Annotated in this window: 21 protein-coding genes and 1 CRISPR repeat array; all 21 genes read right to left on the reverse strand. The window is 37.6% G+C overall.

Annotated features, from left to right (window positions below):
• Window positions 1–42: 42 nt before the first annotated feature.
• The 21 genes from SMA_RS06965 to cas9 all read right to left on the reverse strand — a co-directional run bounded on the left by SMA_RS06965 (window position 43) and on the right by cas9 (window position 25,024).
• Window positions 43–897 carry a VirB6/TrbL-like conjugal transfer protein, CD1112 family gene (locus SMA_RS06965; RefSeq protein ID WP_014294888.1) on the reverse strand — a complete coding sequence of 285 codons (855 nt, stop codon included), beginning with the start codon at window positions 895–897 and terminating at the stop codon, window positions 43–45.
• Between the two features lie 16 nt (window positions 898–913).
• On the reverse strand, window positions 914–1,156 hold the full coding sequence (locus SMA_RS06970) for a hypothetical protein (RefSeq protein ID WP_001072129.1): 243 nt from the start codon (window positions 1,154–1,156) through the stop codon (window positions 914–916).
• A 17-nt stretch (window positions 1,157–1,173) separates the two neighbouring features.
• Window positions 1,174–2,994 carry a VirD4-like conjugal transfer protein, CD1115 family gene (locus SMA_RS06975; protein WP_014294889.1) on the reverse strand — a complete coding sequence of 607 codons (1,821 nt, stop codon included), beginning with the start codon at window positions 2,992–2,994 and terminating at the stop codon, window positions 1,174–1,176.
• Window positions 2,994–3,482, reverse strand: coding sequence for a hypothetical protein (locus SMA_RS06980; RefSeq protein ID WP_014294890.1), 489 nt, complete (start codon window positions 3,480–3,482; stop codon window positions 2,994–2,996). The genes SMA_RS06975 and SMA_RS06980 overlap by 1 nt, the downstream gene beginning before the upstream one ends.
• Before the next feature lie 76 nt (window positions 3,483–3,558).
• Window positions 3,559–4,140, reverse strand: coding sequence for a CPBP family intramembrane glutamic endopeptidase (locus SMA_RS06985; RefSeq protein ID WP_014294891.1), 582 nt, complete (start codon window positions 4,138–4,140; stop codon window positions 3,559–3,561).
• A 2-nt stretch (window positions 4,141–4,142) separates the two neighbouring features.
• Window positions 4,143–4,376: a hypothetical protein gene (locus SMA_RS06990; RefSeq protein ID WP_014294892.1), complete on the reverse strand. Its 234-nt coding sequence runs from the start codon at window positions 4,374–4,376 to the stop codon at window positions 4,143–4,145.
• Window positions 4,377–4,385: 9 nt separating this feature from the next.
• On the reverse strand, window positions 4,386–4,769 hold the full coding sequence (locus SMA_RS06995; protein WP_014294893.1) for a thioredoxin domain-containing protein: 384 nt from the start codon (window positions 4,767–4,769) through the stop codon (window positions 4,386–4,388).
• 9 nt (window positions 4,770–4,778) lie between these two features.
• Window positions 4,779–5,207: a hypothetical protein gene (locus SMA_RS07000; RefSeq protein ID WP_014294894.1), complete on the reverse strand. Its 429-nt coding sequence runs from the start codon at window positions 5,205–5,207 to the stop codon at window positions 4,779–4,781.
• The gene (dcm, locus tag SMA_RS07005; RefSeq protein WP_014294895.1) at window positions 5,191–6,546 is read right to left on the reverse strand and encodes a DNA (cytosine-5-)-methyltransferase; all 1,356 of its coding nucleotides are present in this window, start codon (window positions 6,544–6,546) and stop codon (window positions 5,191–5,193) included. Before dcm ends, SMA_RS07000 begins: the two co-directional genes overlap by 17 nt.
• Before the next feature lie 260 nt (window positions 6,547–6,806).
• Entirely contained in the window at window positions 6,807–7,631 is an 825-nt protein-coding gene (locus SMA_RS07010) for a replication initiator protein A (RefSeq protein WP_014294897.1), read from the reverse strand.
• A complete protein-coding gene (locus SMA_RS11590; RefSeq protein WP_014294898.1) occupies window positions 7,628–7,801 on the reverse strand; it encodes a hypothetical protein in 174 nt (57 codons plus the stop codon). The genes SMA_RS07010 and SMA_RS11590 overlap by 4 nt, the downstream gene beginning before the upstream one ends.
• A 209-nt stretch (window positions 7,802–8,010) precedes the next feature.
• Window positions 8,011–9,372 (reverse strand): 23S rRNA (uracil(1939)-C(5))-methyltransferase RlmD, encoded by a 1,362-nt coding sequence (gene rlmD / locus SMA_RS07015; RefSeq protein ID WP_014294899.1) that lies wholly within the window; start codon window positions 9,370–9,372, stop codon window positions 8,011–8,013.
• Between the two features lie 109 nt (window positions 9,373–9,481).
• Window positions 9,482–10,915 (reverse strand): LCP family protein, encoded by a 1,434-nt coding sequence (locus tag SMA_RS07020; RefSeq protein ID WP_044563082.1) that lies wholly within the window; start codon window positions 10,913–10,915, stop codon window positions 9,482–9,484.
• Window positions 10,916–10,989: 74 nt separating this feature from the next.
• Window positions 10,990–11,814: a prephenate dehydratase gene (pheA, locus tag SMA_RS07025; protein ID WP_014294901.1), complete on the reverse strand. Its 825-nt coding sequence runs from the start codon at window positions 11,812–11,814 to the stop codon at window positions 10,990–10,992.
• Window positions 11,811–12,287: a shikimate kinase gene (locus SMA_RS07030; protein WP_014294902.1), complete on the reverse strand. Its 477-nt coding sequence runs from the start codon at window positions 12,285–12,287 to the stop codon at window positions 11,811–11,813. Before SMA_RS07030 ends, pheA begins: the two co-directional genes overlap by 4 nt.
• Window positions 12,280–13,563: a 3-phosphoshikimate 1-carboxyvinyltransferase gene (gene aroA / locus SMA_RS07035; RefSeq protein ID WP_014294903.1), complete on the reverse strand. Its 1,284-nt coding sequence runs from the start codon at window positions 13,561–13,563 to the stop codon at window positions 12,280–12,282. Before aroA ends, SMA_RS07030 begins: the two co-directional genes overlap by 8 nt.
• 217 nt (window positions 13,564–13,780) lie before the next feature.
• Complete coding sequence (gene lepA, locus SMA_RS07040; protein WP_014294904.1) at window positions 13,781–15,616, reverse strand: translation elongation factor 4; 1,836 nt, start codon at window positions 15,614–15,616, stop codon at window positions 13,781–13,783.
• A 160-nt stretch (window positions 15,617–15,776) separates the two neighbouring features.
• A CRISPR array of direct repeats spans window positions 15,777–19,112; the repeat unit is 36 nt; unit sequence GTTTTACGGTTACTTAAATCTTGAGAGTACAAAAAC.
• Window positions 19,113–19,176: 64 nt separating this feature from the next.
• The gene (gene csn2-St / locus SMA_RS07045; protein WP_014294905.1) at window positions 19,177–20,226 is read right to left on the reverse strand and encodes a CRISPR-associated protein Csn2-St; all 1,050 of its coding nucleotides are present in this window, start codon (window positions 20,224–20,226) and stop codon (window positions 19,177–19,179) included.
• On the reverse strand, window positions 20,223–20,546 hold the full coding sequence (gene cas2 / locus SMA_RS07050) for a CRISPR-associated endonuclease Cas2 (protein WP_014294906.1): 324 nt from the start codon (window positions 20,544–20,546) through the stop codon (window positions 20,223–20,225). Before cas2 ends, csn2-St begins: the two co-directional genes overlap by 4 nt.
• A 1-nt stretch (window position 20,547) precedes the next feature.
• The gene (gene cas1, locus SMA_RS07055) at window positions 20,548–21,459 is read right to left on the reverse strand and encodes a type II CRISPR-associated endonuclease Cas1 (protein ID WP_012962168.1); all 912 of its coding nucleotides are present in this window, start codon (window positions 21,457–21,459) and stop codon (window positions 20,548–20,550) included.
• 172 nt (window positions 21,460–21,631) lie between these two features.
• Window positions 21,632–25,024 carry a type II CRISPR RNA-guided endonuclease Cas9 gene (gene cas9 / locus SMA_RS07060; RefSeq protein WP_014294907.1) on the reverse strand — a complete coding sequence of 1,131 codons (3,393 nt, stop codon included), beginning with the start codon at window positions 25,022–25,024 and terminating at the stop codon, window positions 21,632–21,634.
• Window positions 25,025–25,079: the final 55 nt, after the last annotated feature.

Genomic DNA, 25,079 nt, shown 5'->3' on the forward strand with positions numbered 1-25,079 from the left:
GTATCAAAAAAAGATTGGGAGGAACGTCCTTCCCAATCCTCCTTACATGCCTAGGATACTTCTGGCAGTCCGTTGACTGCCCACCAAGGCAATGATCAATAAAATAGCCTGGACTAAACCACCAAAGGCAGTCGCTAGCGTCTCCATCACTCCCGCACCATTTGAGAGTGCTAATTTCCCAGCTGATTCAAAAAGGGGAACAAGGGAGATGATTAAGAAAATCAAGACCCCTTGAAGGGCATAGACCATGATATTTTTCAGGTAGCCAATCCCAACGCTTCGCCAGTCATCACTAAGGAAAGTCGGAATCGTTAAAGGTGCAAAAGGAATCATGAGATAGAGTTGGATAAAGCGAATGGTAATGAGGAGATTCACCACCATCACACTAACCAATCGCACTAACCATATCAGAATGGCAAAAAATCCTACAATGAGTTTTCCAATAATTCCTGACCCTTTAAGTCCTGAAATGGTCTCATAAGTCGTTCCCCCATGAGAAACGACACCAGCTACACCTTCAATGATGTGAGAAGCAACGGCTAAAATGGCTTCCACAATAACGGTGGTGTTTGTAATGACCACAGCCACCATAATATAAGAGACAATCATAGGAGCAATAGCTTCAAAGGTCATAGCACCACCTGAGTTGGCGATTTTCTTAGCCATCTTCGAGAACTCAAGGACTAAAACGACTGCTAAAATAGCCACTCCCAAGGGCTGCATCACTCCTTTTGTGATAGCTGACATATAAGACCACACGGTTGGGTTATAATCCGCAAGGGATTTGACCAAGTTGGCCGTCGATTCCAAGTCCACGTTAAAACCTTCAAAAAGGCTATCGCTTGAAATTTTCTCCGAGGCTAGAAAGGCAAAAGCTGAAAGTAATGTGTTGTTCATGTCATACCTAGCCCTCCTAAATGGTAATTTGAGTGATAAAGGCACCTGCGGCACCTACCATAACACCACCCACAATTTCTAAGATGGCATTGCGGACACCAGGTCCACCATCTTTGATATTGGTTGACAGGTTAATAATGCCCATGACGACAAGAAAGGCGCCTGTCGCAACCATTCCTTTTTGTAAGAGCGCCATGGCTTGTGCAAACATGGAACTAGCGTCCACGCCATAAACAAAGCCTGTAAATTTTTGGTTCATACGATTCCTCTTTTCTATTAGTGTAGTGTGGTTTCTTTGCTTAAATCCCTAACCTTGTGGTCTGAGGGTTCAAACGGAACTTCCTCTGTTTGGAGGGGGTCAATGTGGTAATGCCACCAACGTTCATCTGACTCCTTGTCCGCTAAGTATTTCCAGTTCTTGTGTTTCAAGGGGAAGAACTTTTTTTCCTTAAAGACTGGAACCCCTGCAATTCTCACCAAGCATTCATCACGTTTCATGTTTCCGACTTCATCAGGGGTCATGAGATCCCTTGCAATTTTTTGATGAGACGTTGACCCAGACCCTGTTTGGCCATACGACCGACTGGTACTTCTCACATCAATGGTTTGTTTGCCTAAGAGACCACTCATGAACTTGAAGGTCTCTTCATCATTGCCTCCAAGATAAAGCAAGCTATCACAGTTTCCTAGAATGGTTTTCCAAGCCTCTTTCTCCTTATAGAGCCCTTGAAGTTGGGCAATGTTTTGAAGAATGGGTACGAGACTCATGTTCCGTGAGCGAACTGTTGAGGTTTGTTCCGCAAAGTCTGGAATTTCACCGACATTCGCAAACTCATCCAAGTAACTTCTGACGTGAATAGGCAATTGTCCCTTAAAGTCCACGTCAGCTTGTCTGGTTAAGGTTGAAAAGACGGTGGAGAAAAAAAGGGCTGAGAGAAAGCGAAAGGTGGTGTCATTATCTGGAATAACGAGATAGACCATGGTTTTCTGCGTCCCCCATGTTTTTAAGTCCAAGGTGTCACGTTTGGTTAAATCAATGACGGATTGGATATTAAAGAGGGAAAACTTAGCTGTTGTGACGGCAATGACCGAATCCAAGGTCTTATCCTTGTAGTTTTGGAAGTCAGCCCAGTTACGCATGGTGAAGTTTTCTGTCCCATATGTCTTGGCATAGGTCTCAAACATCACTTCTAAGACACTCTTATCTTGATTTTCTCCTTTGGATAAGAGCTTGATGAGTTTTCCGATTTCAGAAAAAGAGGGGTAGCGGCCTCGCTTACGGCGACTGTCTGCTTCTTCCTTTGTACTACCTGGAGGATTGTAAAAATCCACCAAGTAAGAGGAAATGGCTCTCACTAAGGTCATGGAAGCTTCATCCCAAAAGGGATCACTGCGACTGCCATTACCTTTGGTATTATTGAAATAGACCGTAAGCATACGGTTCAAATCATTCTCCGTTTCCACATAGCGAAAAGGATTAAAACCATCTGAGTTTGTCATGTTTACGAGGTCTAAGACCTTGACCTGATAGCCATGCTCTAAAAAGAGCTTCCCTGTCTTTTCAGCTAAGTGATCCTTAGGGTCAACGACAATATTGGAACAGTTGAGCTGAATCAGATTGGGTTTGACAAACCGAAAGGTCTTCCCGCTACCAGACCCACCAATGACCACAAGGTTCTTGTTTCGGTCAAACTGTGGGGCTTTCTTTTCTAACAGGGTTAGCCTAACGTTTCGTGACAAAATGGTGTCATTGAAAGGATTCTTACTGAGAAAGGCTTTGCGTTCGTGACTGTTTCCAAAACGGGCAGAGCCATACTCAGCCCCTTCTCGGTAAACCTTTTGACCAGTTGAAACATAAAGATAGACTAGGCCCATCGTCACAAGCCCAAAGCAAAAGCCTAAAACCGATCTACCAGTAAAATGACCATTCCACAAGGGATTTAAGACCTGATTCTGTCCTTCGCCTAAGAGATAGGCAAGGCGTTCCAAGGGTGGTTGATTAGGTAGACTATCGTAAAGCAAGACTAGCCGATGGCAGAAATAGCCAAGAGCAAGTCCTAATACACCAAAAATAAAAACTTTTTTCCCTGAGACCATTAGAGAATGACCTCCTTTGTTTTCACAGCAGAGGGTTCTGACATCACAATCTGTTCCTTGGCTTGTGCGATTTCCTCATCAAGGGTTTTATCCATAGTTAGCCCTTTCAGTTTTTCTGGATTGGAAACCAATTTCTGAAGCAACTCATCTAAGTGCTTGTCTAAGAGCGACTTATCCTTAGCATAGAAATGCAGGTAATCTCCTTGCCAACTAATGGCAATAGGAAGGTTTTCTGATTCCACCAATTCCTTGAATTTCTCCACATCAACTGGTTTATCCAAAATGTCTTTTGAGATATTCAGCGACTCAATGGCATATGGACTTTGAAGGAGTTCTTCTAACTTTTGAACCCCAACTTTATAAGCCGAGTCTTGTGCTAGGGCGTGTCTGGCTGACCACTCTAAGAGTTTGAGAAGGACCTTCACCGTAAACATAGCACTGCGTTCCGCATATTGAACCGCTTGGTGTTCCTGTTGTTCGGATGACATCATTTCCTCCTTTATATGATTCCCCATCAAAACAATAGGGTGCTTTCATGATACGAAAGCACCCTTGATTTTGGTATCACAATAAAGATAGGAAAAAGACGATTCCATTCCAAGACAGGTGAACGAGAGTTGAGCTCAAGCAGTCTGTTTGCCCTCTAACCACACCAAGTGTGAGACCTAAACTCCCATAAAGCACCCAAGTGAATAGACTGGATGGGTGATGAGCTAAAGCAAAAAGGGAACTCGTTAACAACACTTGAACCACTGGTTGAGACAAGACTCTCCACAACACCTCTCTATAAAAGACTTCTTCCACAACACTGGCATTAAGGAGAAAAAGAATAAAGGACAGAACAGGAATCTGGTCTTGAACAGTCACTAACGTTTCTTGGTTTGGTTCGCTTCCTGAAAATAGAGCACTCATAATAAGAGCAATACTTACCATGACACCTAGACTACCACACACCCAAAGCCCTCTCTCCTTAAAGGATAGGTTTCTTTTAGGTATCTGGTACCTTTTCCAGCTCCACAATATCAGGGCTAGAAACGTCACTTGTAAAACAGGTAACCATGCCCCATTTAGCCAACCAACCAGGTACAAACTCACTAGGAGACCATTGACATGAATGGCTCCGTACATCACTAATAGTCGTTTCATCGCTATCTCCTAAACAAGTCTTCATAGTCAATCTCTAAGACGCTCACTATTTTCTCCACCCATTTGCCTTGTGGCATGAGACGATGGGATTTGTAGTGACGAAAGGTTTGGTAGAGACGGTTAAACTCACTAGGGTAGACGTATTGTCCCTTAAACATCTGTCGAGCAAGGTCGGCCCATGTCATACCCTTTTCCAAAACAAGACTTTCTAAATTTTCCCAAAAGCGTTCGTTCATAGCTCCTCCTTATGTCGTCATGTCCTTAAAAAGATGTTCACGAAAGGAAACCACTTTTTGACTTCTCGGAAGAAAGGTTCTCGCTTCATCTAAACTCATATCGGGATACACGTTATCCTCACAAACCACAATTGGGAGACGAAGATTCTGGTCAGGTTTCCGTAGAACTAACGTCACTAACTCACTCAATTTCATCTCTCTATGACCTTTAAACCGTTGTAGCGAGGGGGATAAGAGCGTAAAACAATCACTGCTTTTGGTAAACAAGCCCAATAAGCCTTCACGTGACAGGTTACTTACTTCTTTACTGGAGTAGGAAATACCATGCGAGTCACAAAAAGACAGGAGTTTCTGATTCCGACTGTTATTTCGACTTAAATAGATTTCTAACATCGCTTCCTCCTACACAGATAGCTCCTTCTCTAATGCTTGAGTTAGTGGGGTAAACACCTTACTCATATCAATAGGTGACCTGCCTTCACAAAAACTCTTTACTGTAATCAGTGTAGTCAATAAACCATCTTTTCCATTTGCCATATAATGTTGACCAAATACCCTAAAGGCGAGATTGTTCTCATCCGTTAGATAAGTATCAACACCATTTTTGATGTCTTGGGTTTCGATAAATTCAAAAATACGATGTAAGTTGGACTCGTAAGCTAACGGATAATTCATTTCTTTGTGGTAGTCATCCTCAAAAGTGACATCAATGTCACAATCATAATTGGGTAAAGAAGCAATCATTTCCGAAAATCTCTCTACTTCTGCTTGATGTATGGCTTCTTCTAGATCCGTGCAGTTCCTAATACTTTTACTATGTAATAATTTCATGTTTTTCTTCCTCTTCAATCTTTCTAAATTCTCTAGCAATGGCTTCAATAACAGTGACGGTCACGCTATTGCCTGCTTGTTTATACAACTGACTTTTACTGGATACCCTCTCAGCTCTGTCATAAGCCCAATCAGGAAACCCCTGAAGTCTAAAACACTCTCTAGGTGTTAGGCGTCTGATTCTCAACCGATACAGTTTTCCCTCTAGGATTATTCCAGTCACTTCATACCACTTGTCCTTACGGTATTCCAAAGCAGCAACTACCACTCCCATATTGTCAGAAGTGGTTAAGGTATTTGAAATCCCCTTTCCCACTCGTCCTCTGCGTTTGGTAGACTCTGGGTAAGCAAGATTGACAGAATCTCCCACTATTGCCTTGGCATAGCCTAGTTTGGTCGCTTCCCTAATTTTCAAATGTGGCGCTTCTTCACGACAGAGAATCTTAGGAACTTTATCCCCTCCTTGCATCGTGGTCAGCGTTGGAGAAAGCCCTGAAAGGTCATAGACTCGTCCAGTTTGGATAAAAGAAGTTGGTAAAGTTCCTGCGACAACTACACCATGCCGATCTTGGCTAGTTAAAGTAAACATCGGATCATCGTTCCCTTTAAAGCGTCTCCCATGTTGGCGTTTTTCTAGCCTATCAGGGGTTAAAACTGGAATGGCAATTTTAGTTCCCTCACCTTTTCCTCTGGTTAAGGTTGGTGCTATCCCACGTGATAAATAGACTTCTCCATTCATCCCTTTGCCTGACGGATTAACATTACCTAATCGTTCAAGACTAGCTGAGCTGTTTTCTCCTCTGAGAGGAAATAGGAATCGGGGACGGTATCTTCTAGAATGTCCGATAATAAAAATTCTTTCACGGTTTTGCGGCACTTGGAAATCTTTACTGTTAAGCACCTGCCATTCAACATCATACCCCAACTCATCCAATGTGGTGAGGATTGTTCTAAACGTCCTGCCCTTGTCGTGACTGAGTAAGCCTTTGACGTTTTCCAAGAATAGAAAACGTGGTTGGATCTGTTTGGCCGCTCGAGCAATCTCGAAGAACAAAGTTCCCCTAGTATCCTCAAATCCCAATCGTCTGCCTGCGAGTGAAAATGCCTGACAAGGGAATCCCCCACAGATGATGTCCACTTGCCCTCTAAGTTGTCTAAAGTCTTGGTCTGTGACTTGTCTAATGTCATGAAATTCTATTTCTCCTTCCGTATCGTATATGGCTTGATAGGATTTCCTCGCAAACTTATCAATCTCACAAAAGCCAATACACTCATGGCCCTGACGGGTTAACCCCAGTCGAAAGCCTCCAATTCCTGCAAACAAATCTAAAAATTTCATGTCTCTCATTCCTTTCTGACAAAACTATAATGAATTGAATAAAGGTTAGGACATCGTTAAGTAGCTTTGATGAATTCTAGTCCTATCTGCAACTCCTTGCCTTGTCCTATTCCTCTCTCAATCCATTATAAAAAGGACCTTACTTCTTGCGTAACGTCCTTTCTTAACAATGATCTTCCATTTCTGGGGCAGTGATAAGTTCAAAAATAAACCAAATCATTCCTAATCCCCAAATACCTAATAATATCCACCAAAACATCTTACTCACCCCCTTTTAGTTCTTTTAAGCGTTGGACCTTGGTCCATTCGGATAAGACGCCATTAAAGACGTATTCCGCTATCGTTTCTGATTTATCCGCAAACCTCATATTCTCTAAAGCGTACTGATAACGATGATCAAAATAAATCATGGCATAATCACTAGCAGCCTGTGAAAGACCAACTTGTCTCAACTGGTCATGAACCAAACCCCAAATATAATCTTTGTCGTATCTTGTGACTCGGTCTACTTTACGTTGAAAATTGTCATTGTCATTTTTCTTACTTGTTTGACTTTCTTTCTCCTCCTCGTCCTCAATGACTGACTCACTCTCTTTAGTTTCACTCATATCAGTCTCACTAACTTCAGTCTCACTAGTGGCTGAATTTAAGACCGGCCCCGGCTGATTTTGACCCCCCCCTAGTGTTTTTTGAACACTACCCCCGTTTGAATTTGAGACTGGGGTTGGTTCATGTTCCAACTCCCCCAAATAAATCTTATTGGCCAAGCGTCCTTTTTCACTGGAAGATTGTTGGACTTCATCAATCAAACCGTACTCTCGTAAGGTTTTCTTAATCGTCAGTAATTTTGACTTGGAACAGCCAAGTAGTGCCATGAGTTTGGAGTTGGAATAGACCAAATAGATAGCCCCATCTTCATCTATCCACCCTCTACTTAATGACAATTCCAAACGATCTTTGAGAACAGCATAAGCGACCTTAACCTCAAGTTTCATGTCCTTGTAGCGGTCACTCTCAAATAAGAGTTTAGGGAGTTTATAGTAACGCTCTGACGTTTGATAGTGATTTGCGGTGATACGTTTCATGATTGTCCCTCCAACACTAACAGGCCAACATTCCCCATGTCATCAAACTGGATTAAGCCAGACTCTTCCATTTCAACAACAATCCGCTTTGCTTTCTCGATGTCAATTCTCATGATAGCCATGAGATGCCACATCACAATTTGTCGTGATGACTGTTCATTCTTTTGCATGATTTTCCTCCTAAAAATAAAAAGCGAGAACACTTATTAGAATGTTCTCGTTTAGTTAACTTATTACTGACGTATCTATTTTTTGTCTACGCAGTCGACATCCAAACAGACGTTCACATCAATGTACTTTTTTTGCACCTTTTTTATGTCAAAATCACTCTTTTCAATAAAGACAAAATGCTTGAAAAAGTGCTTAAAATAAAGGATTTTTACCCTTTGCTTCGTTGTAGCAACACTACGCACTCCACGTGATGCGTATTCGGGAACAAATCAACTGGTTGTACTTTTATGAGTTTGTAGCCAAGTTCTTGATAGAGCTTGATATCACGCGCCATGGTTGCTGGGTTACATGAGATATAAGTGATTTTTTCTGGCTGCATAGCAACGCTAGCTTTGATGAAGTTTTCTGTCAAACCTTTACGTGGCGGGTCAACCAAAATAACGCTTGGTTTGATACCATCTTTGCTCCAAGTTGCCATAGCATGTTCTGCCGAATCAGCGACATAATGCGCATTAGTGATACCATTTAGCGCAGCATTACGCTTAGCATCTTCCACAGCTTCTTCAATCACTTCAACACCGTAAACGGCTTTAACATTTTTGGCAAATGAAAGCCCGATTGTACCAATTCCAGAATAAGCATCAATCACAATATCTTCAGGCGTCAAGTCTGAAAAATCAATGGCAGTTTGATAAAGTCTTTCGGCCATTTCAGTGTTGACTTGGTAGAATGAAAGCGCTGAGATTTCATATTGATTGCCAAGCATACTATCAACAATCGTATCTTTACCATACAATGTCTTAAACTCTTTACCGAAAATCGCATTGGTATTTTTATCGTTAATATTTTGAACGATTGATTTAACCGCCGGAAATTCTGCCACAATTTTCTCAATGATTTGCTCAATACGGAAGACTTTTGGACGTGTTGTCACAAAAACCAGCATCATTTCACCAGAATAATGTCCACGACGAACAACCAAATTACGAATCAATCCAGTTTGCTCTTTTTCATCATAAGGTTTAAGGTCAAAACGGCGAAGCAAATCACGGGTAAAATTAATCAAACGGTCGATTTCTTTGTTTTGAATATAATAATCAGAAATCGGCATCAAATCATGCGAATGTTTACGGAAAAATCCTGTCTCCAACTGACCATTAACACGACGAACTGGCACTTGTGCTTTATTTCGGTAAGCGTATGGATGCGCCATACCAAGTGTTTCTGACACCTCAACATCTGAAATACCAGCTGTTTTATAGAGATTATCCATTACTTGCTTGCGTTTAAATTTTAACTGTTCAGCATATGCAAGATGCCCAAAATCCGCAATTCCTGTACGCAAATAATCTACATTCAAATCTTGATTGCGGTGTTCAGAGACTGTCACATACTCCTCAACTTTACCAAATCCGATGTTCTTTTTCACTTTCAAGACGCGCATTTTGATTTTCTCACCTGGAAGTGCATTTTCAACAAAAAAGACGAAACCGTCAACCTTGGCAACACCTGCTCCTTCGTGTGATAAATCCGTGATTTCAGCATCTACAATAGCATTTTTACTTAACATAATTTCCTTTCAGCCAATTCTAAATTGGCAATGTTCTATTTCTCGGTCTCTTTTCCCTATAATAAAAATAGAGAAGCTTAACTGCCTCTCTATTATATCATATCTCTTCCTACCGCAAGCCAAGTTCTTTTAACTCTTCTTGATATTTATCAAAATCAATGGCAATTCCTAAGCCGCCATACATATCGTAGTCATCTGTCCAGTCACCTTCGGCTGGAATAGTTGTTTGCTCGATACCTTCTTGACCGCTCGTGATAAGAGATAAGCCTTCTTTTAGGAGAAATGGATAGGAAATGTTCGTTGAGGTCAAAGCATAGATGTTACCAATTGCAGCTGAGCCTGTAAAGAGTTTTGACGGGTCTTTAATCTGGTTGATAATGGCAGAAATAACTTGTTGCTGGCGCTGCGTCCGACCATAGTCACCGTCATCATCTTTACGGAAACGGGCATAATTGAGCAAGGTACGACCATCCATTTTTTGTGTTCCAACTTCAATCGTTTGATTTGGAACAGTACCGTCAGCCTGCATATTGAGGTCATCAGGAACTTCAACAGACGAAACTGCTTGACCATCAACCGTACCAAATTTGGCGTCTATTTCAACACCATTTGGGAACAAGGTATCAATGGCTTCTGCAAAGGTTTCAAAGTCAACCATGACATAATATTTGATATTAATATCAAAATTATCTTTCAACGTCTGGCGCATGAGTTCTGCCCCTTGGTTGTCATCTTGTTCACCAATATTAAATGCGACATTCAATTTTTGGTCATTTGAATAAGCATTGTAGCTGACACCGTCAATATTGACCAAGGTATCACGCATAAAGCTGACTAATTTAATCTTTCCGTCGCTGTTGCCAATATTCATCACCATAATCGTATCGGTTCGGGCATCCGAAGACCCTTGCGTAATCCGCTGGTCACTTCCTAAAATGAGAATATTAGTACCGTCATCGCTATCTTCCCCATTGAATGTTTCTGTTACGGCTGCTGTGTAATTTGTCTCACCAGTTGAAACATCATTAACACCTTTGAAAAACATGTAAATCATCCCTGCCATGACAAGAATCACTAAGAAACCAAGAAGTTTCAACAGACGCTTAATACGAATTCTGCGACGCTTCTTTTTGGGTTTCTTTACTTTTTTAGGCGTTACAGGTTCGGGTTCTTGATAAAATGCCTCATCATAATTGTCTTGATAAGTTGGAAAAATCTCTGACTGCTGCTCGCTCGTTCTTCTAAAGGAACGTTTCGACTGCTTTTTTTCTTCTGGGTATTTGGGAAGCCCTTGAGATGTCCAATTATCGTCATCATAATAATCCATTTGATTATCATAAGCATCGTCATAATAATCATCGTAGTAATTATCATTATAGGCAGACGACGGCTGAGAGCTTGGTGACTCGCTGACCTCACTAGCTTGTTTTTTATTGTAAAGATAGTCAAATTCTTGTTTTTCGCGCGCACTTAAATACTCAAGATTACTCAAGAGGTATTTGTATCTTAATTCTTCGTGCCGACTTAAATTACTTCTTGTCATATCTTTCCCATTTTCATCAGATTAGAGCAAGCACAAACGCTTAACAATTCCTAAATACCAAAAATCAGAGGATTTTATAGTTTATAAACATCATAACGTCCGAGGATTTTATAGCCAATACTAAGAATACTCAATTCTTCTAGTGCAAATGACACTAGTGTATCATTTTTATTTTCAACATCAACGATGAAAAAATATTCTCCCAAAGCTGTTTTTAAAGGGCGACTTTCAATTTTAGTCAAATCAATGCCACGCCAAGCAAAAACAGATAATGCTTTATAAAGCGCACCAGGCAAGTTATCTGGCAAGGTCAATGCCAATGAAACTTTTTGATTGAGTTTTGCCAAATCAAACGACCGTTTTTGATGGCCTAGTACCCAAAAGCGCGTGTAGTTTTCATCCATTTCTTGAATATCTTGGGCAATAATTTCCAAACCGTATTCTTTTGCGGCAGCTACTGGCGCAATGGCAGCAAAGTTTTCCTCTGGATTTTCGGCAATGAAACGTGCGGCATAAGCCGTACTAACCGTCATCTCAATTTTTGCTGCTGGATAATGTGCTTTAATGTATTTTTTCCCTTGAGCAATAGCTTGCGGGTGTGAAAAAATCTTTTCAATTTTCTTTGTTTGTGTTGTTGCTAAAAGCTGTTGTTTAATCGGTTGAATGATTTCTGCAATCGCCTCAATTTCAGCTTGATGAAAAAGGTAATCCAACGTTTCATGCACCGAACCCTCGATTGAATTTTCAACAGGGATAATGGCATAATCCACAAAACCTTCTTCATAAGATTTGATAACTTCGGTGATATTTGCAAAAGGCATGCGATTAGCTTCTGGAAATGCCTTAACAGCAACATTATGCGTAAAAGAAGCACTTGGTCCTAAATAGCCAACTTTCATCCGATTTCCTCAACAATTTCTTCAGGCGTTTTACCAGCCACGTCAATAATACGATTAGCTGCTGCTTCATACATTTCTTGGCGACCATCAAAGATTTCTTTGAAAGCTTCCTTGCTGTTGTTGACAAACAAAGGACGAACATTTTCTGTATCATGCTCAATGCGGTCATAAAGCGTTTCAAAGTCTGATTTTAGGTAAATCGTTTCTGGATTTTTTGCTAAAATCTCTCTGTTAATCGGATTGATGACAACACCACCACCAGTTGAAATGACTTGGTCAGAATCAGCCAATTCCGCAAGCACTTGCGACTCAATTTCACGGAATTTAGCTTCACCTTCTTTAGCAAAAAAGTCTGCGATTGACATGCCGATACGCTCTGTAATCAAAGCATCCATATCAATGTAATTTTTATCTAACAATGATGAAATCGTTGATTTCCCAGACCCCATAAAACCAATAATAATTCTAGCCACGTGAGAGTACCTCCAAATCATTAAAGAAGCTTGGGTAGCTTGTATTAATCGCTTCTGCTCGTTCTAGTTCAACGTCTCCGTCTGACACCAAAAGCGCAGCAATGGCAGTCATCATACCGATACGGTGATCACCGAAAGTATTGACTTTAGCGCCATGGAGCGGTGTCTTTCCTTTGATAATCATGCCGTCATCTGTTGGCGTAATGTCAGCACCCATTGCATTAAGAGCATCCGCAACCACCTGAATACGGTCTGTTTCCTTTACTTTCAACTCTTCTGCATCACGAATAATCGTTGTACCATTAGCTTGTGTGGCAAGAAGAGTGATAATTGGCAATTCATCAATCAAACGCGGAATGATTTCGCCACCAATTTCAACGCCGTGAAGTTCAGATGTTTCAACGGTAATCGTTGCTGATTTAGCAATCTCATCAACGTTTGAAATGGTCATTTTGCCCCCCATTTCCTTGATAACATCAATGATACCAGTACGTGTTTCATTGATACCGACATTTTCAAGGGTTACTTTAGCATTTGGAACAATGAGCCCTGCGACTAACCAGAAAGCCGCTGATGAAATATCACCTGGGACAACTACATCTTGACCAGTAAATTCTTGACCACCTTTGATGCGAATTTCTTTGTCATTAACGTCAATTGCACCACCAAACTGAACAATCATATCTTCTGTGTGATTGCGTGTTTTTTCTTTTTCAATGATGACAGACTCACCGTCAGCTTGCAAAGCTGCAAAAATGAGTGCTGACTTCACTTGAGCAGACGCCACAGGAAGTTGATAATGAATCGGTTTAAGCGCTTTGCTACCACGCATAGTAAGCGGTGGCAAATCACGGTCTGTTTGCCCTGACACTTCAACTCCCATTTGACGAAGCGGAATTGTCACGCGGTCCATTGGGCGTTTTGACAAACTGTCATCACCAAACATTTCAACCGTAAAATCTTGCCCTGCTAACACGCCAGAAATCAAGCGGATTGATGTTCCTGAATTTCCCATATCTAGTTTGTTTTTTGGAGCCTTAAGCCCGTCAAAGCCAACACCTGTAATGGTTACGATGTTACCGTCATCTTGGATATCAACCCCTAAATCACGAAATACTTGCATTGTTGACAGCACATCTTCACCACGCAAAATATCATGAACAGTTGTTGTTCCCTTGGCAAGACTGCCGAACATAATTGAACGGTGACTGATTGACTTATCTCCAGGAACTCGCAAAGTTCCTTTTAATTGTGACACATTTGTCAGTAATTTCATACAACTCTCCCATGATATAGTTTTAATTCTATTGTATCATAAAATAACTGAAAATTTGAACAGTTCTCTAAAATTACTCTTAACAAAAGCTTGCAAATTCATTATGAAACTATCTCAAAACAAAGACATTTCGTCCCAAAACCTCTTTCTCACTTTAGCTCGAAGCATTAAAATTTCTCAAAAAAACAACTGAAATAAATTCAGTTGTTTAATCGTTTTATTTTTTACTGTTATCGTCATCCATTGAAAGCACTGACAAGAAGGCTTCTTGTGGCACTTCAACAGAACCAATAGCCTTCATACGTTTTTTACCTGCTTTTTGTTTTTCAAGCAATTTACGTTTACGAGAAACGTCACCACCGTAACATTTGGCAAGCACGTTTTTACGAAGAGCTTTAATATCTGAGCGTGCAACGATTTTTTGACCGATAGCTGCTTGAATTGGCACTTCGAATTGTTGACGTGGAATGATTTTCTTGAGTTTTTCAACGATTAATTTACCACGTTCATAAGCAAATTCGTTGTGAACAATGAAGCTGAGCGCATCAACTTTATCACCGTTAAGGAGAATATCCATTTTAACCAATTTTGATTTACGGTATTCTGAAATTTCGTAATCAAAACTTGCATAACCACGTGTTGATGATTTCAATTTATCAAAGAAATCAAAGACAATTTCAGCAAGCGGAATCTGGTAAATGATATTGACACGATTTTCATCAATGTAATCCATTGTCACAAAGTCGCCACGTTTGCGTTGGGCAAGTTCCATAACTGCTCCGACAAATTCTTGTGGAACCATGATTTGTGCTTTCACATATGGTTCTTCGATACTTGCAACCTTAGTTGGGTCTGGGAATTCAGACGGATTTGACACCTCAAGCATTTCGCCGTCAGTCGTGTTAACATGGTAAACAACGGATGGCGCTGTCATAATCAAATCAATGTTGAATTCACGTTCCAAACGTTCTTGGATAACGTCCATGTGAAGCAAACCAAGGAAACCACAACGGAAACCAAAGCCAAGAGCTTGTGATGTTTCAGGCTCGAATTGGAGACTTGCATCGTTCAATTGTAATTTTTCAAGTGCTTCACGGAGGTCGTTGTATTTATTTGATTCGATTGGGTAAAGACCAGCAAATACCATTGGGTTCATTTGTTTGTAACCATGAAGCGGTGCTTCTGCTGGATTTTCAGCAAGAGTTACTGTATCACCCACACGAGTATCAGCAACTGTCTTGATTGACGCTGCGATATAACCAACATCACCAGTTGCTAAGAAATCACGTCCAACAGCTTTTGGCGTGAAGATACCAACTTCTGTAACATCAAACGTTTTACCATTTGACATCAATTGAATCTTATCACCAGGTTTTACCATACCATTAACGATACGAACTTGCAGAATAACCCCGCGGTAAGCATCATAAACAGAGTCAAAGATAAGCGCTTGAAGCGGTGCTTCAACATCTCCTGCTGGCGCTGGCACGTACTCAACAATTTGTTCAAGGATTTCTTCAATCCCGATACCTGCTTTTGCTGAAGCAAGCACAGCCTCTGAAGCATCAAGACCAATCACATCTTCGATTTCTTGACGCACACGCTCTGGATCTGCTGCTGGCAAATCAATTTTATTGATAACTGGCAGAATTTCCAAATCATTATCAAGGGCTAGGTAAACATTGGCAAGGGTTTGAGCTTCGATACCTTGTGCCGCATCGACAACCAAAATTGCCCCCTCACAAGCCGCCAAAGAACGTGACACCTCATATGAAAAGTCAACGTGTCCTGGGGTGTCAATCAAGTGGAAAATGTAGGTTTCACCGTCTTTAGCCGTGTAGTTCAACTCAATCGCATTAAGCTTAATCGTGATACCACGCTCACGCTCCAAATCCATGCTATCCAAGAGTTGAGCTTGCATTTCACGACTAGAAACCGTCTCAGTTTTTTCCAAAATACGGTCAGCCAAAGTTGACTTCCCGTGGTCAATATGTGCAATAATAGAGAAATTACGAATCTTCTCTTGTCGTTTTTTTAATTCTTGAATATCCATCTTACAATCCTATACAATTAATCATTGTTTCTATTATAACAGATAAACAGAAACGTTGCTATAAAAAGTTTTAGAAGTCATTTCAAGAAAAGAAAAAAGCATCATAAGATGCTAAAAAGGTTAAATATTATAAAATGATTTCGTCTAAAAGCATATTAGTGTTTTATGGTTACTTAAATCTTGAGAGTACAAAAACTTTCTAATACGAATTTTCGTATATTGTTTTGTTTTACGGTTACTTAAATCTTGAGAGTACAAAAACCTGGATAAATACGGAATACCAGTTAGTAATGTTTTACGGTTACTTAAATCTTGAGAGTACAAAAACTAAAGAAATTACCTTTGAAGTGCCTATTTCGTTTTACGGTTACTTAAATCTTGAGAGTACAAAAACTGCAAATCGAGCTAGGTTGGATTACTATCGGTTTTACGGTTACTTAAATCTTGAGAGTACAAAAACGAAAAAGTCGTAATGTTTGACGGTAAGCCGGTTTTACGGTTACTTAAATCTTGAGAGTACAAAAACCCAGAAGCGTTCGCTGATTTGAAAACAAAATGTTTTACGGTTACTTAAATCTTGAGAGTACAAAAACTTCATACATCACCTCAAAATACAATCATTTGTTTTACGGTTACTTAAATCTTGAGAGTACAAAAACTAGTACGTGGCATAGGTATCTACCACAAGCGTTTTACGGTTACTTAAATCTTGAGAGTACAAAAACATGAGAAAACTCTTACATATCAAACACTTGGTTTTACGGTTACTTAAATCTTGAGAGTACAAAAACTCTGGGCTATAAGTGACATCAACATACGAGTTTTACGGTTACTTAAATCTTGAGAGTACAAAAACCAATGTGCCTAACCAATGAAAACAAGCTTTGTTTTACGGTTACTTAAATCTTGAGAGTACAAAAACAGCTTGTTGTGACAAGGTCTTCATGGCTTGGTTTTACGGTTACTTAAATCTTGAGAGTACAAAAACAATTGTGCTTCTACTGCTCTATTCAGTTCAGTTTTACGGTTACTTAAATCTTGAGAGTACAAAAACAACCTACATACCCTTGTTTACCTGTTTTACGTTTTACGGTTACTTAAATCTTGAGAGTACAAAAACCTGGTACTGGTTACTTTAACAGCGGTTATCGTTTTACGGTTACTTAAATCTTGAGAGTACAAAAACATAAAGTTGTTGACTATGATGAAGAAATAAGTTTTACGGTTACTTAAATCTTGAGAGTACAAAAACATACGCTTTAAAACTAGCTATGACTAACGAGTTTTACGGTTACTTAAATCTTGAGAGTACAAAAACCGTATATCAAACTCAGGAATAACCGCATTCGGTTTTACGGTTACTTAAATCTTGAGAGTACAAAAACAGTGAACCGCCAAACCACTTGGGGACGGCGGTTTTACGGTTACTTAAATCTTGAGAGTACAAAAACTCGTAGAGACGATACTAACTACAGGCCTATGTTTTACGGTTACTTAAATCTTGAGAGTACAAAAACACACGAACTGGGCTGCTTGTTTTGTTTGAAGTTTTACGGTTACTTAAATCTTGAGAGTACAAAAACTTACTGCGATAGAATTATAGCCTGCTTCATGTTTTACGGTTACTTAAATCTTGAGAGTACAAAAACCTACTTAACGTCCTTACGCATTTCGATGGAGTTTTACGGTTACTTAAATCTTGAGAGTACAAAAACTAGCGATTGCAGGAATTGCCGCTTTAGTAGGTTTTACGGTTACTTAAATCTTGAGAGTACAAAAACAAAACTTATTATGTTTGGTTGCGAAAGGCAGTTTTACGGTTACTTAAATCTTGAGAGTACAAAAACGCTAGAGCCGTATCAACCTAGCTGGAAGTAGTTTTACGGTTACTTAAATCTTGAGAGTACAAAAACGCTGTTTCAGAAACATTGAGTTTAGCGGTTGTTTTACGGTTACTTAAATCTTGAGAGTACAAAAACGTTCATCTTGCGTGAGCCCAGCTTCTTTGCGTTTTACGGTTACTTAAATCTTGAGAGTACAAAAACCACTCGCTTATGTTGAACGTGAGCTTGTAGGTTTTACGGTTACTTAAATCTTGAGAGTACAAAAACCAAGCATTGTTTTGTAAACTGCCATTTGCAGTTTTACGGTTACTTAAATCTTGAGAGTACAAAAACACAGTGCAAAACCTTCATAATTGATGAAAAGTTTTACGGTTACTTAAATCTTGAGAGTACAAAAACGCCAATGGAAACTGATAACAGCTTGTCATAGTTTTACGGTTACTTAAATCTTGAGAGTACAAAAACCAAGCATTGTTTTGTAAACTGCCATTTGCAGTTTTACGGTTACTTAAATCTTGAGAGTACAAAAACGTGAAGACACCTGCATTGAACATCTGCGTCGTTTTACGGTTACTTAAATCTTGAGAGTACAAAAACATATCGCTTATGCTGATAATGCCACAGGCGGTTTTACGGTTACTTAAATCTTGAGAGTACAAAAACAAGCAGGGCTTTTTCTTTTTGGGCAGGCGCGTTTTACGGTTACTTAAATCTTGAGAGTACAAAAACTTAGAAGTGCAGATGTTAGAAAAGAAATCAGTTTTACGGTTACTTAAATCTTGAGAGTACAAAAACTGGGAGAAAGATAGCAGTTATCCAATCATTGTTTTACGGTTACTTAAATCTTGAGAGTACAAAAACAGAGATTGTCAACAAGAACCAATCAACCAAGTTTTACGGTTACTTAAATCTTGAGAGTACAAAAACAAGCAGGGCTTTTTCTTTTTGGGCAGGCGCGTTTTACGGTTACTTAAATCTTGAGAGTACAAAAACTTAGAAGTGCAGATGTTAGAAAAGAAATCAGTTTTACGGTTACTTAAATCTTGAGAGTACAAAAACTGGGAGAAAGATAGCAGTTATCCAATCATTGTTTTACGGTTACTTAAATCTTGAGAGTACAAAAACAGAGATTGTCAACAAGAACCAATCAACCAAGTTTTACGGTTACTTAAATCTTGAGAGTACAAAAACGCCTTTGATTCACTGGTATGTGTCGTTGCAGTTTTACGGTTACTTAAATCTTGAGAGTACAAAAACTCGTTTAGCTTCCAACGCATTCAACTGTTGGTTTTACGGTTACTTAAATCTTGAGAGTACAAAAACTGTTCCTTGTGTATAACCACCAAAGACTTCGTTTTACGGTTACTTAAATCTTGAGAGTACAAAAACTTGCCGACAACGCTACTGGTGGCGGATTTAGTTTTACGGTTACTTAAATCTTGAGAGTACAAAAACCCGAATTTGGCTTGACCTTGTTTTGCAATGTTTTACGGTTACTTAAATCTTGAGAGTACAAAAACCTGATTAGATAGCCATTTTCTCGCAGCCATGTTTTACGGTTACTTAAATCTTGAGAGTACAAAAACACCAAAGATATGCTGACAACTACGCAGATTGTTTTACGGTTACTTAAATCTTGAGAGTACAAAAACCTCAAATCGTCATTTTTAGTTTTTGTATCCTACAAATCGATTATAGTTTGATTAGGCAAAAAAGTCAATCTTTGTCCTTTAAAAAGCTTATTTCTAGCGGGTCTATCTTAGGTATTGGATATACAACAGACTTATCATACTGGTATAAACTATTTAAAATCTTAATGGCTACCATATCTGAAATTCCTAAACTAATATATGAAATCTGATCACTAAACAGATAACTTGCATTTTTTTGAAGTAATATCAAAAACTCACTTTTACTTGGAATATTATTTGATGGGTATTTACCAATAAATCTTTCATACATAAAATCTAAGTCAAACAATGATTCAATAAAGTCTGAAACAATGGTAACATGTTCAACTGTTTCTTTAGTAACATATAAATAACTTTCATTTGACGGGAAAATTGTACAATAAAAATTAGGAAATTTCTCAGTCATTTGCGTAATAGTCTTACAAATAGTTATAAAAGAAGAATAATCAAGATAGTCATCCATATTTTTGAAAATTAAAAGGATATTGTTAGTATCGTTTGATAATCTCTCCTGCAACATCTTAAGCAAAAACATTACTTTAGTCTCGTTATCGACAAACTCAAAAGAGATATTTCTTCCCTGATAATTAAAATAGGGCTGAAAATATTTGCTCAATAATTGTTCAGAAGTGACAACACAACTCTCGGTATGGTAAATCACATCTTTAATTGATAAATCAAGGTTATGATTAACTGTTAAGGAAATTTTATCTAATTTATCATTAATCTCATCAACTTCAGTCATAACATCAACAGTATTTAAGTGTAGCTTCAAAAAATCACAAGCAACTGTTCCTCTTTTATAAGACATTTGTTCTAGTAAATCTTGAATATCTGAAATTGAAATGACACTAAAACTGTTTTTCTTTAAACTCTTACCCTCACATAAAATTTCAGGTTCTTCTTGATTAAAAAGCGATAAATCTTCTTCAGAGTATTTTTTACCGTCAAAATACCACATAAAAATTTGCCACATGTAGTATTTCAATTGTTGATTTTGACCAATAATCTGCGTAAACTGCCCAAAATTAATATCTAAATTATCCTTATAAGGATGTGTAAAATGTAATCTCATATGACCACCAATTTATTATCACTAACCACTTCTTCTTGTTTAGTTTTACCACCAACTATTAAAGTCATTTCTGAAAACTGTTTTTCCGTTACTGCCAAAAGCCTGACATTACCAGCCGGTAAGTTACTTTGTTGCAATCTCTTATAGAACTTATTAGCAAAACTACGATTTGGACACGTTCTATAATAAACAGAAAATTGCAACATTTCAAAACCATTAGCAATCAATTCTTTCCTAAAATTTCGATAAACTCTTTTTTCTTGTGCAGTTTCCATTGGTAAATCAAAAAAACATAATAATCTCATTGCTGCATACCTCATATTAAGACTCCAATTCTAAACTAGAAACGACTGGACAAAAGAATTTACTTGTATCCTTTTTATCAATGCATTTTATAAATCCTTGAACGTATTTATCCATAGCACCAGTCACCGTACAATTTTCATTGCCATACTTAATTTTGGCATTTAAAAGATTAGTTAAATTAAGACGATACTCATATTTCAAATACTCTTTATCGCGCAAATTTTGGTAAACCCAAACATCTACTATTTGTCTAAATGGTTCCATTAAGTCATCAACTAAATTGAATTGATTATATTCATTTCTATGAAAAATACCAACTAAAGGGTTCAGACCATACCCTTCAATAATCCTTGCCATCTGCGCCCTAAAAATAGCATAGCCATAATTTAAACCAGCATTAATAACATCAGCTTCCTGTTGAGTCACGCGCGTAAATTGTTTGCCAAAAAGTTCATTAAAATAAACTTTGGCGGCGTGTCCCTCACGATTAGTCTTATCCCCTAACTCAATGTTATCCTTGTAATCAGCAAGCAATTGAATAGCATCAATATCTCTTTCAAATATTGATAATACATCTTGTTGATTATTGATTTTAAAATAGGTAACAATTTGCCATAGCTTATCCTTTTGTTCTTGACTCCATTCCAATTGTTTTTGTAATCTTTTATAAGCTCTCGAATGCCCATTAGGCGCATGGTAAATTCCCGTAGGTAGGTGTTGATTATCACAAACAATAAGGGCAATATTGTATTTACTTAAAGCACTTAATAATCTAAGAGTAACAACCGTATCTCCACCCTCTGCTACAATAATGGAAATATCACTTAATGGAATAGTATATTCTTCTCCTAATTTCTTGATAACAATATTGTCCAGTTTTAAGCGCATTTTCTCACTTTGATTAACATGCACAACTCTCCAAGTCATCATATTCTCCTTTGATACAACGAAAAGCACCCCATGTCAAAACATGGGGTGCTTGAATTCGGCATAAAGCCTTATCTTTGTAGGCTCAGCAAGATTTAAGTAACCGTGCAAGGCGTCCCTTGCAAGAACTATTATATAGCGTTTACATAAAAATTGCAACCCCTTATAGTAATTATTTTTTATTATTTTTAAAATCCAATTTAGGTTTGTCACCTTCTTTTTTAACAAAATACTTATTACCAAGAACATCTGTGCGAACCTTATATATTGAGATGTTGGGTTTATTTAAACTTTTTATACAACGTCCAACTTTATCTGCTTCTCCCAAAGCTTCAACTAATTCTTGAACATTATCAAATTTCTCTTTATCATATGGTTTCAATTCCACATAATGATTTACATTTGGCATTGTTCGAGATAAAAAGCGATAAATTTCTTGTTCGCCACTAGCTATATCTTTTATCAAAATCAAATCATTTCGGTAAAGAGTAAACTTAAATTCAGATTTTTTACCAATGCCTTCTTTTTCCTTTATCGCATCATATTTTTCTTGTGAAATATGATAATTACCAGTTCCTTTTTCAAAACTTAAATCAGAATATTTTAATCCCATCAGTTCATATTTTAAAGTCTCTGGATTAAAGTAAACGTCTGCCCTCCAAGGATTAATTGATTGTAAAATAACTTTATTTCTGCTTTCCTCAGGTGTTATATCAATACAATTTCCTAATTTTTTATCATAGTACTTAAGAGATTTAATCGGTGTGCCTTTTCCTTTTTTGCTGTATTTGCAGATTAAGCCGTTTTCTCTACGATATTCTTCAAATGGATTACATTTGACATCATTTTTCCCATCTTCAGATTTTTTTGTAGTTGGATAGTCTCCAAGAATCACCTCAATGACATTTTCCCATGTTAAAGGATCTTTTTGATACATTAAGAATTGTGTCTTATCTTTGTTATATTTCTTAACAAAGGTATCAAATCCATTTTGACTGTAAATATCTTTGATTTTCCCTAAAACATAAGTTTCTTCTTTTTTATCTTTTCCAATTTTAGCTTTTCGTGTTGAATAGATAGTTGCATCAGAAACCTTACGATTATATTTTGAATCAACTTGATAAGAGAACAAAATTTCGTCCTCAAATCCTTTACTTGAAATCGTGTTAACAAAACCTTGATATGGTGGTTGGAATACCAATTCTTTGTATTCATTATCAGAAACGGACAAAATTTCCCCTGTTTGTTTATCAACAACTTGATTATTTCCATAATCCACAAACATTGGATTGTCTTGTTTTTCCCACAATTTCAATTGACTGGAAGCAGCGATAATCAAAGCATCAACAGCGTGATGATGGTATGTTTCACGCGATTTATCAATCTTCCATTTTCGACGTAGTTGTGAGGTGAATTGACCTCTAACAACAGAAACTTTAGTATCTTTGCCCAACTCTCTTAATGCAGATTGAAGACTATTAAGGACAACGCGTGATGCGTATCGAGTATCTACTAAATTACGCTCAATAAATTTCTTCTTAACTTCAATTTTATCGATATTCTCTGTTGTTAAAAGATAGTCACGCTTTTTCTTTCCAAGTCCTTTTTGCTTTAAGACATACTCTTTCATTTCTCTAAATGACCATGCTGCATCCATAGAATCAATTACTTGATAAGGAGTTTTTTGTCCTTTTTCTTGATTTGTCCAAGAATAAACTAATACTTTATTTGCTAAACTATCATCAAAAGAAAGCGACAGAGGTAAAATATGATCAATTTCAAAATTATTTGAATTATGTACTAACTCTTGAATTGGAATTGGTTTGCCAGAATACAAACAACGTTCACCTTGTTGATACCAAAGTCGAATTTTTGTTTCTAACTGTTTATTTCCATGAAAGACCTCATCAGGTAATTTATCAGTACCATTATAAAGATAAGCTGCACGTTTTAAAGCGTCATCTTTTTCTTTCTTATTTTCCTTATTCCTTTTATTAATAAATTTCTTCTCATCATCAGCATTCTTATCACGTGGCATTTCAATAACAATCTTATCAAAATCACCATATTTTTTAACCGCTGCGTTAATAATCTTTATTGTTTGTCGAACAGATTTAGCTACAACTGGATTATAAATTTCATCTGTGATTTCTTTTTCATCAATAGTTTTTATATTTTTTGATGATTTTTTCTTAACTTTGAATTTCTCTAATCTTGTTAGAATTGTCATCTGCTCATCAGATGTAGCATACAATTCAGGAATTAATTCATTCATTAGTTTAGCTGAAAAACTATGCCAACCTTTATTGAAAGCTGTGCTTTGACTTTTCCTAACATTAATGATTTCAGAGATTTGTTCTTCAGTAAACTGATTTGGCAAATTACGCTTGATGGCATCTTCAATACCTTCGCGTTCTGTATTAAGTGTTAAAATATCAGCTAATTTGTCAAGGACTTCTCTTGATAAATAATCAATGTTAACTGAATCTAAGTTGAATTTTAATTTTCGATAAGGCTCAAATGTATGTAAGTCTGGTTTGCCTTTATCATCTTCACGATATCCTTTAATTTCATCAACTTTACAATCTAGTATTTTAGCAATTTCTTTTAATAATTTAGCAGGACCTAATATTGCAGTATTTTTAGCAAATTCAACTAAAGATTCCTTTTGTTCAGTAGATAATTTACCAGTTTCTGTTGGAACTTTCAAATTGTTTAAATCATTTAAAAAGTTATATTCTTGTGCGGTATAGGAAGCTTTAGAAGCACGATATTCATCAGGATAAAAGTTACACTTACCAATTAAAATGCCAAAAATATTTTCGAGCGTTGTACCATCTGTGCGAAAACGTCCATAATCTGTACGAGATTTTTCATTACCTGGTCCATGGTAATATTTTCTTTTTTGAGTCAAGATTTCAACATAATCATCAATAAACTCAGCAGTAATTTTTTTATTGTAATCCGCTTGAGTTTCTAAAATTTTACGTGCCTCTTTTTCATAATCAGAAGTTGAAAAAACATTGATTAATCGATGAGCCTCACCATTTTCATCATAAACAGTAAAATTGCCTCGTAACTGACCATATTTTTCCAAACGTTCCAATTGAATTTGACCAGGAGTTTTGGTTTTTAGCAAGCGACGGTTTTCATCAATAGATTTTGCATAGTCAGTACTACCAGTTGAATCGTCTTCTGCATCATCTAAGTATGAAATCCCTCGTCTTTTTGAGATTGTTCGTAAAGCAGCAAATAGCTCTTCATTTGTAAGTTGTTCTGTTAACCCTTTTACACGAAGTTCATAAGGATTTAAGTTCAAATTTCTAAAATCAGTAACAATCCCATATTTCTCAAATAAATCACGAACTCGTTTAACACGGTGTTTTTTACGACGATTTAAGCGTCTTGAGCCACGGAATCCTCTTCGCTCTGCATTATTTTCTGCATTTGCAGCAGAAAAAAGACGTGAATTAGCATGGACTACTTTACCAGTTTTCGCTTCAATAATACCAACACCAACAGATGCAATACCAATATCCAAACCTAAAATTTTTCCATTTGTCATTACTATTTCTTCTCCATTTTTACTTGAGTAATCCCTTACATTTTACTCTTTTATA

It is taken from the genome of Streptococcus macedonicus ACA-DC 198, from assembly GCA_000283635.1.
Taxonomy (GTDB): domain Bacteria; phylum Bacillota; class Bacilli; order Lactobacillales; family Streptococcaceae; genus Streptococcus; species Streptococcus macedonicus.

What these genes read in the sequence shown, in the direction of transcription:
- cas2 (WP_014294906.1), bottom strand. Translation starts at nt 20,546, where the DNA reads ATGAGGTATGCAGCAATGAGATTATTATGTTTTTTTGATTTACCAATG.
- csn2-St (WP_014294905.1), bottom strand. Translation starts at nt 20,226, where the DNA reads ATGAGATTACATTTTACACATCCTTATAAGGATAATTTAGATATTAAT.
- aroA (WP_014294903.1), bottom strand. Translation starts at nt 13,563, where the DNA reads ATGAAATTACTGACAAATGTGTCACAATTAAAAGGAACTTTGCGAGTT.
- cas1 (WP_012962168.1), bottom strand. Translation starts at nt 21,459, where the DNA reads ATGACTTGGAGAGTTGTGCATGTTAATCAAAGTGAGAAAATGCGCTTA.
- SMA_RS06990 (WP_014294892.1), bottom strand. Translation starts at nt 4,376, where the DNA reads ATGAACGAACGCTTTTGGGAAAATTTAGAAAGTCTTGTTTTGGAAAAG.
- SMA_RS06985 (WP_014294891.1), bottom strand. Translation starts at nt 4,140, where the DNA reads ATGAAACGACTATTAGTGATGTACGGAGCCATTCATGTCAATGGTCTC.
- lepA (WP_014294904.1), bottom strand. Translation starts at nt 15,616, where the DNA reads ATGGATATTCAAGAATTAAAAAAACGACAAGAGAAGATTCGTAATTTC.
- SMA_RS07020 (WP_044563082.1), bottom strand. Translation starts at nt 10,915, where the DNA reads ATGACAAGAAGTAATTTAAGTCGGCACGAAGAATTAAGATACAAATAC.
- SMA_RS06995 (WP_014294893.1), bottom strand. Translation starts at nt 4,769, where the DNA reads ATGTTAGAAATCTATTTAAGTCGAAATAACAGTCGGAATCAGAAACTC.
- SMA_RS06965 (WP_014294888.1), bottom strand. Translation starts at nt 897, where the DNA reads ATGAACAACACATTACTTTCAGCTTTTGCCTTTCTAGCCTCGGAGAAA.
- SMA_RS11590 (WP_014294898.1), bottom strand. Translation starts at nt 7,801, where the DNA reads ATGCAAAAGAATGAACAGTCATCACGACAAATTGTGATGTGGCATCTC.
- SMA_RS07010 (WP_014294897.1), bottom strand. Translation starts at nt 7,631, where the DNA reads ATGAAACGTATCACCGCAAATCACTATCAAACGTCAGAGCGTTACTAT.
- SMA_RS06980 (WP_014294890.1), bottom strand. Translation starts at nt 3,482, where the DNA reads ATGTCATCCGAACAACAGGAACACCAAGCGGTTCAATATGCGGAACGC.
- SMA_RS07000 (WP_014294894.1), bottom strand. Translation starts at nt 5,207, where the DNA reads ATGAAATTATTACATAGTAAAAGTATTAGGAACTGCACGGATCTAGAA.
- cas9 (WP_014294907.1), bottom strand. Translation starts at nt 25,024, where the DNA reads ATGACAAATGGAAAAATTTTAGGTTTGGATATTGGTATTGCATCTGTT.
- SMA_RS06970 (WP_001072129.1), bottom strand. Translation starts at nt 1,156, where the DNA reads ATGAACCAAAAATTTACAGGCTTTGTTTATGGCGTGGACGCTAGTTCC.
- rlmD (WP_014294899.1), bottom strand. Translation starts at nt 9,372, where the DNA reads ATGTTAAGTAAAAATGCTATTGTAGATGCTGAAATCACGGATTTATCA.
- pheA (WP_014294901.1), bottom strand. Translation starts at nt 11,814, where the DNA reads ATGAAAGTTGGCTATTTAGGACCAAGTGCTTCTTTTACGCATAATGTT.
- SMA_RS06975 (WP_014294889.1), bottom strand. Translation starts at nt 2,994, where the DNA reads ATGGTCTCAGGGAAAAAAGTTTTTATTTTTGGTGTATTAGGACTTGCT.
- dcm (WP_014294895.1), bottom strand. Translation starts at nt 6,546, where the DNA reads ATGAAATTTTTAGATTTGTTTGCAGGAATTGGAGGCTTTCGACTGGGG.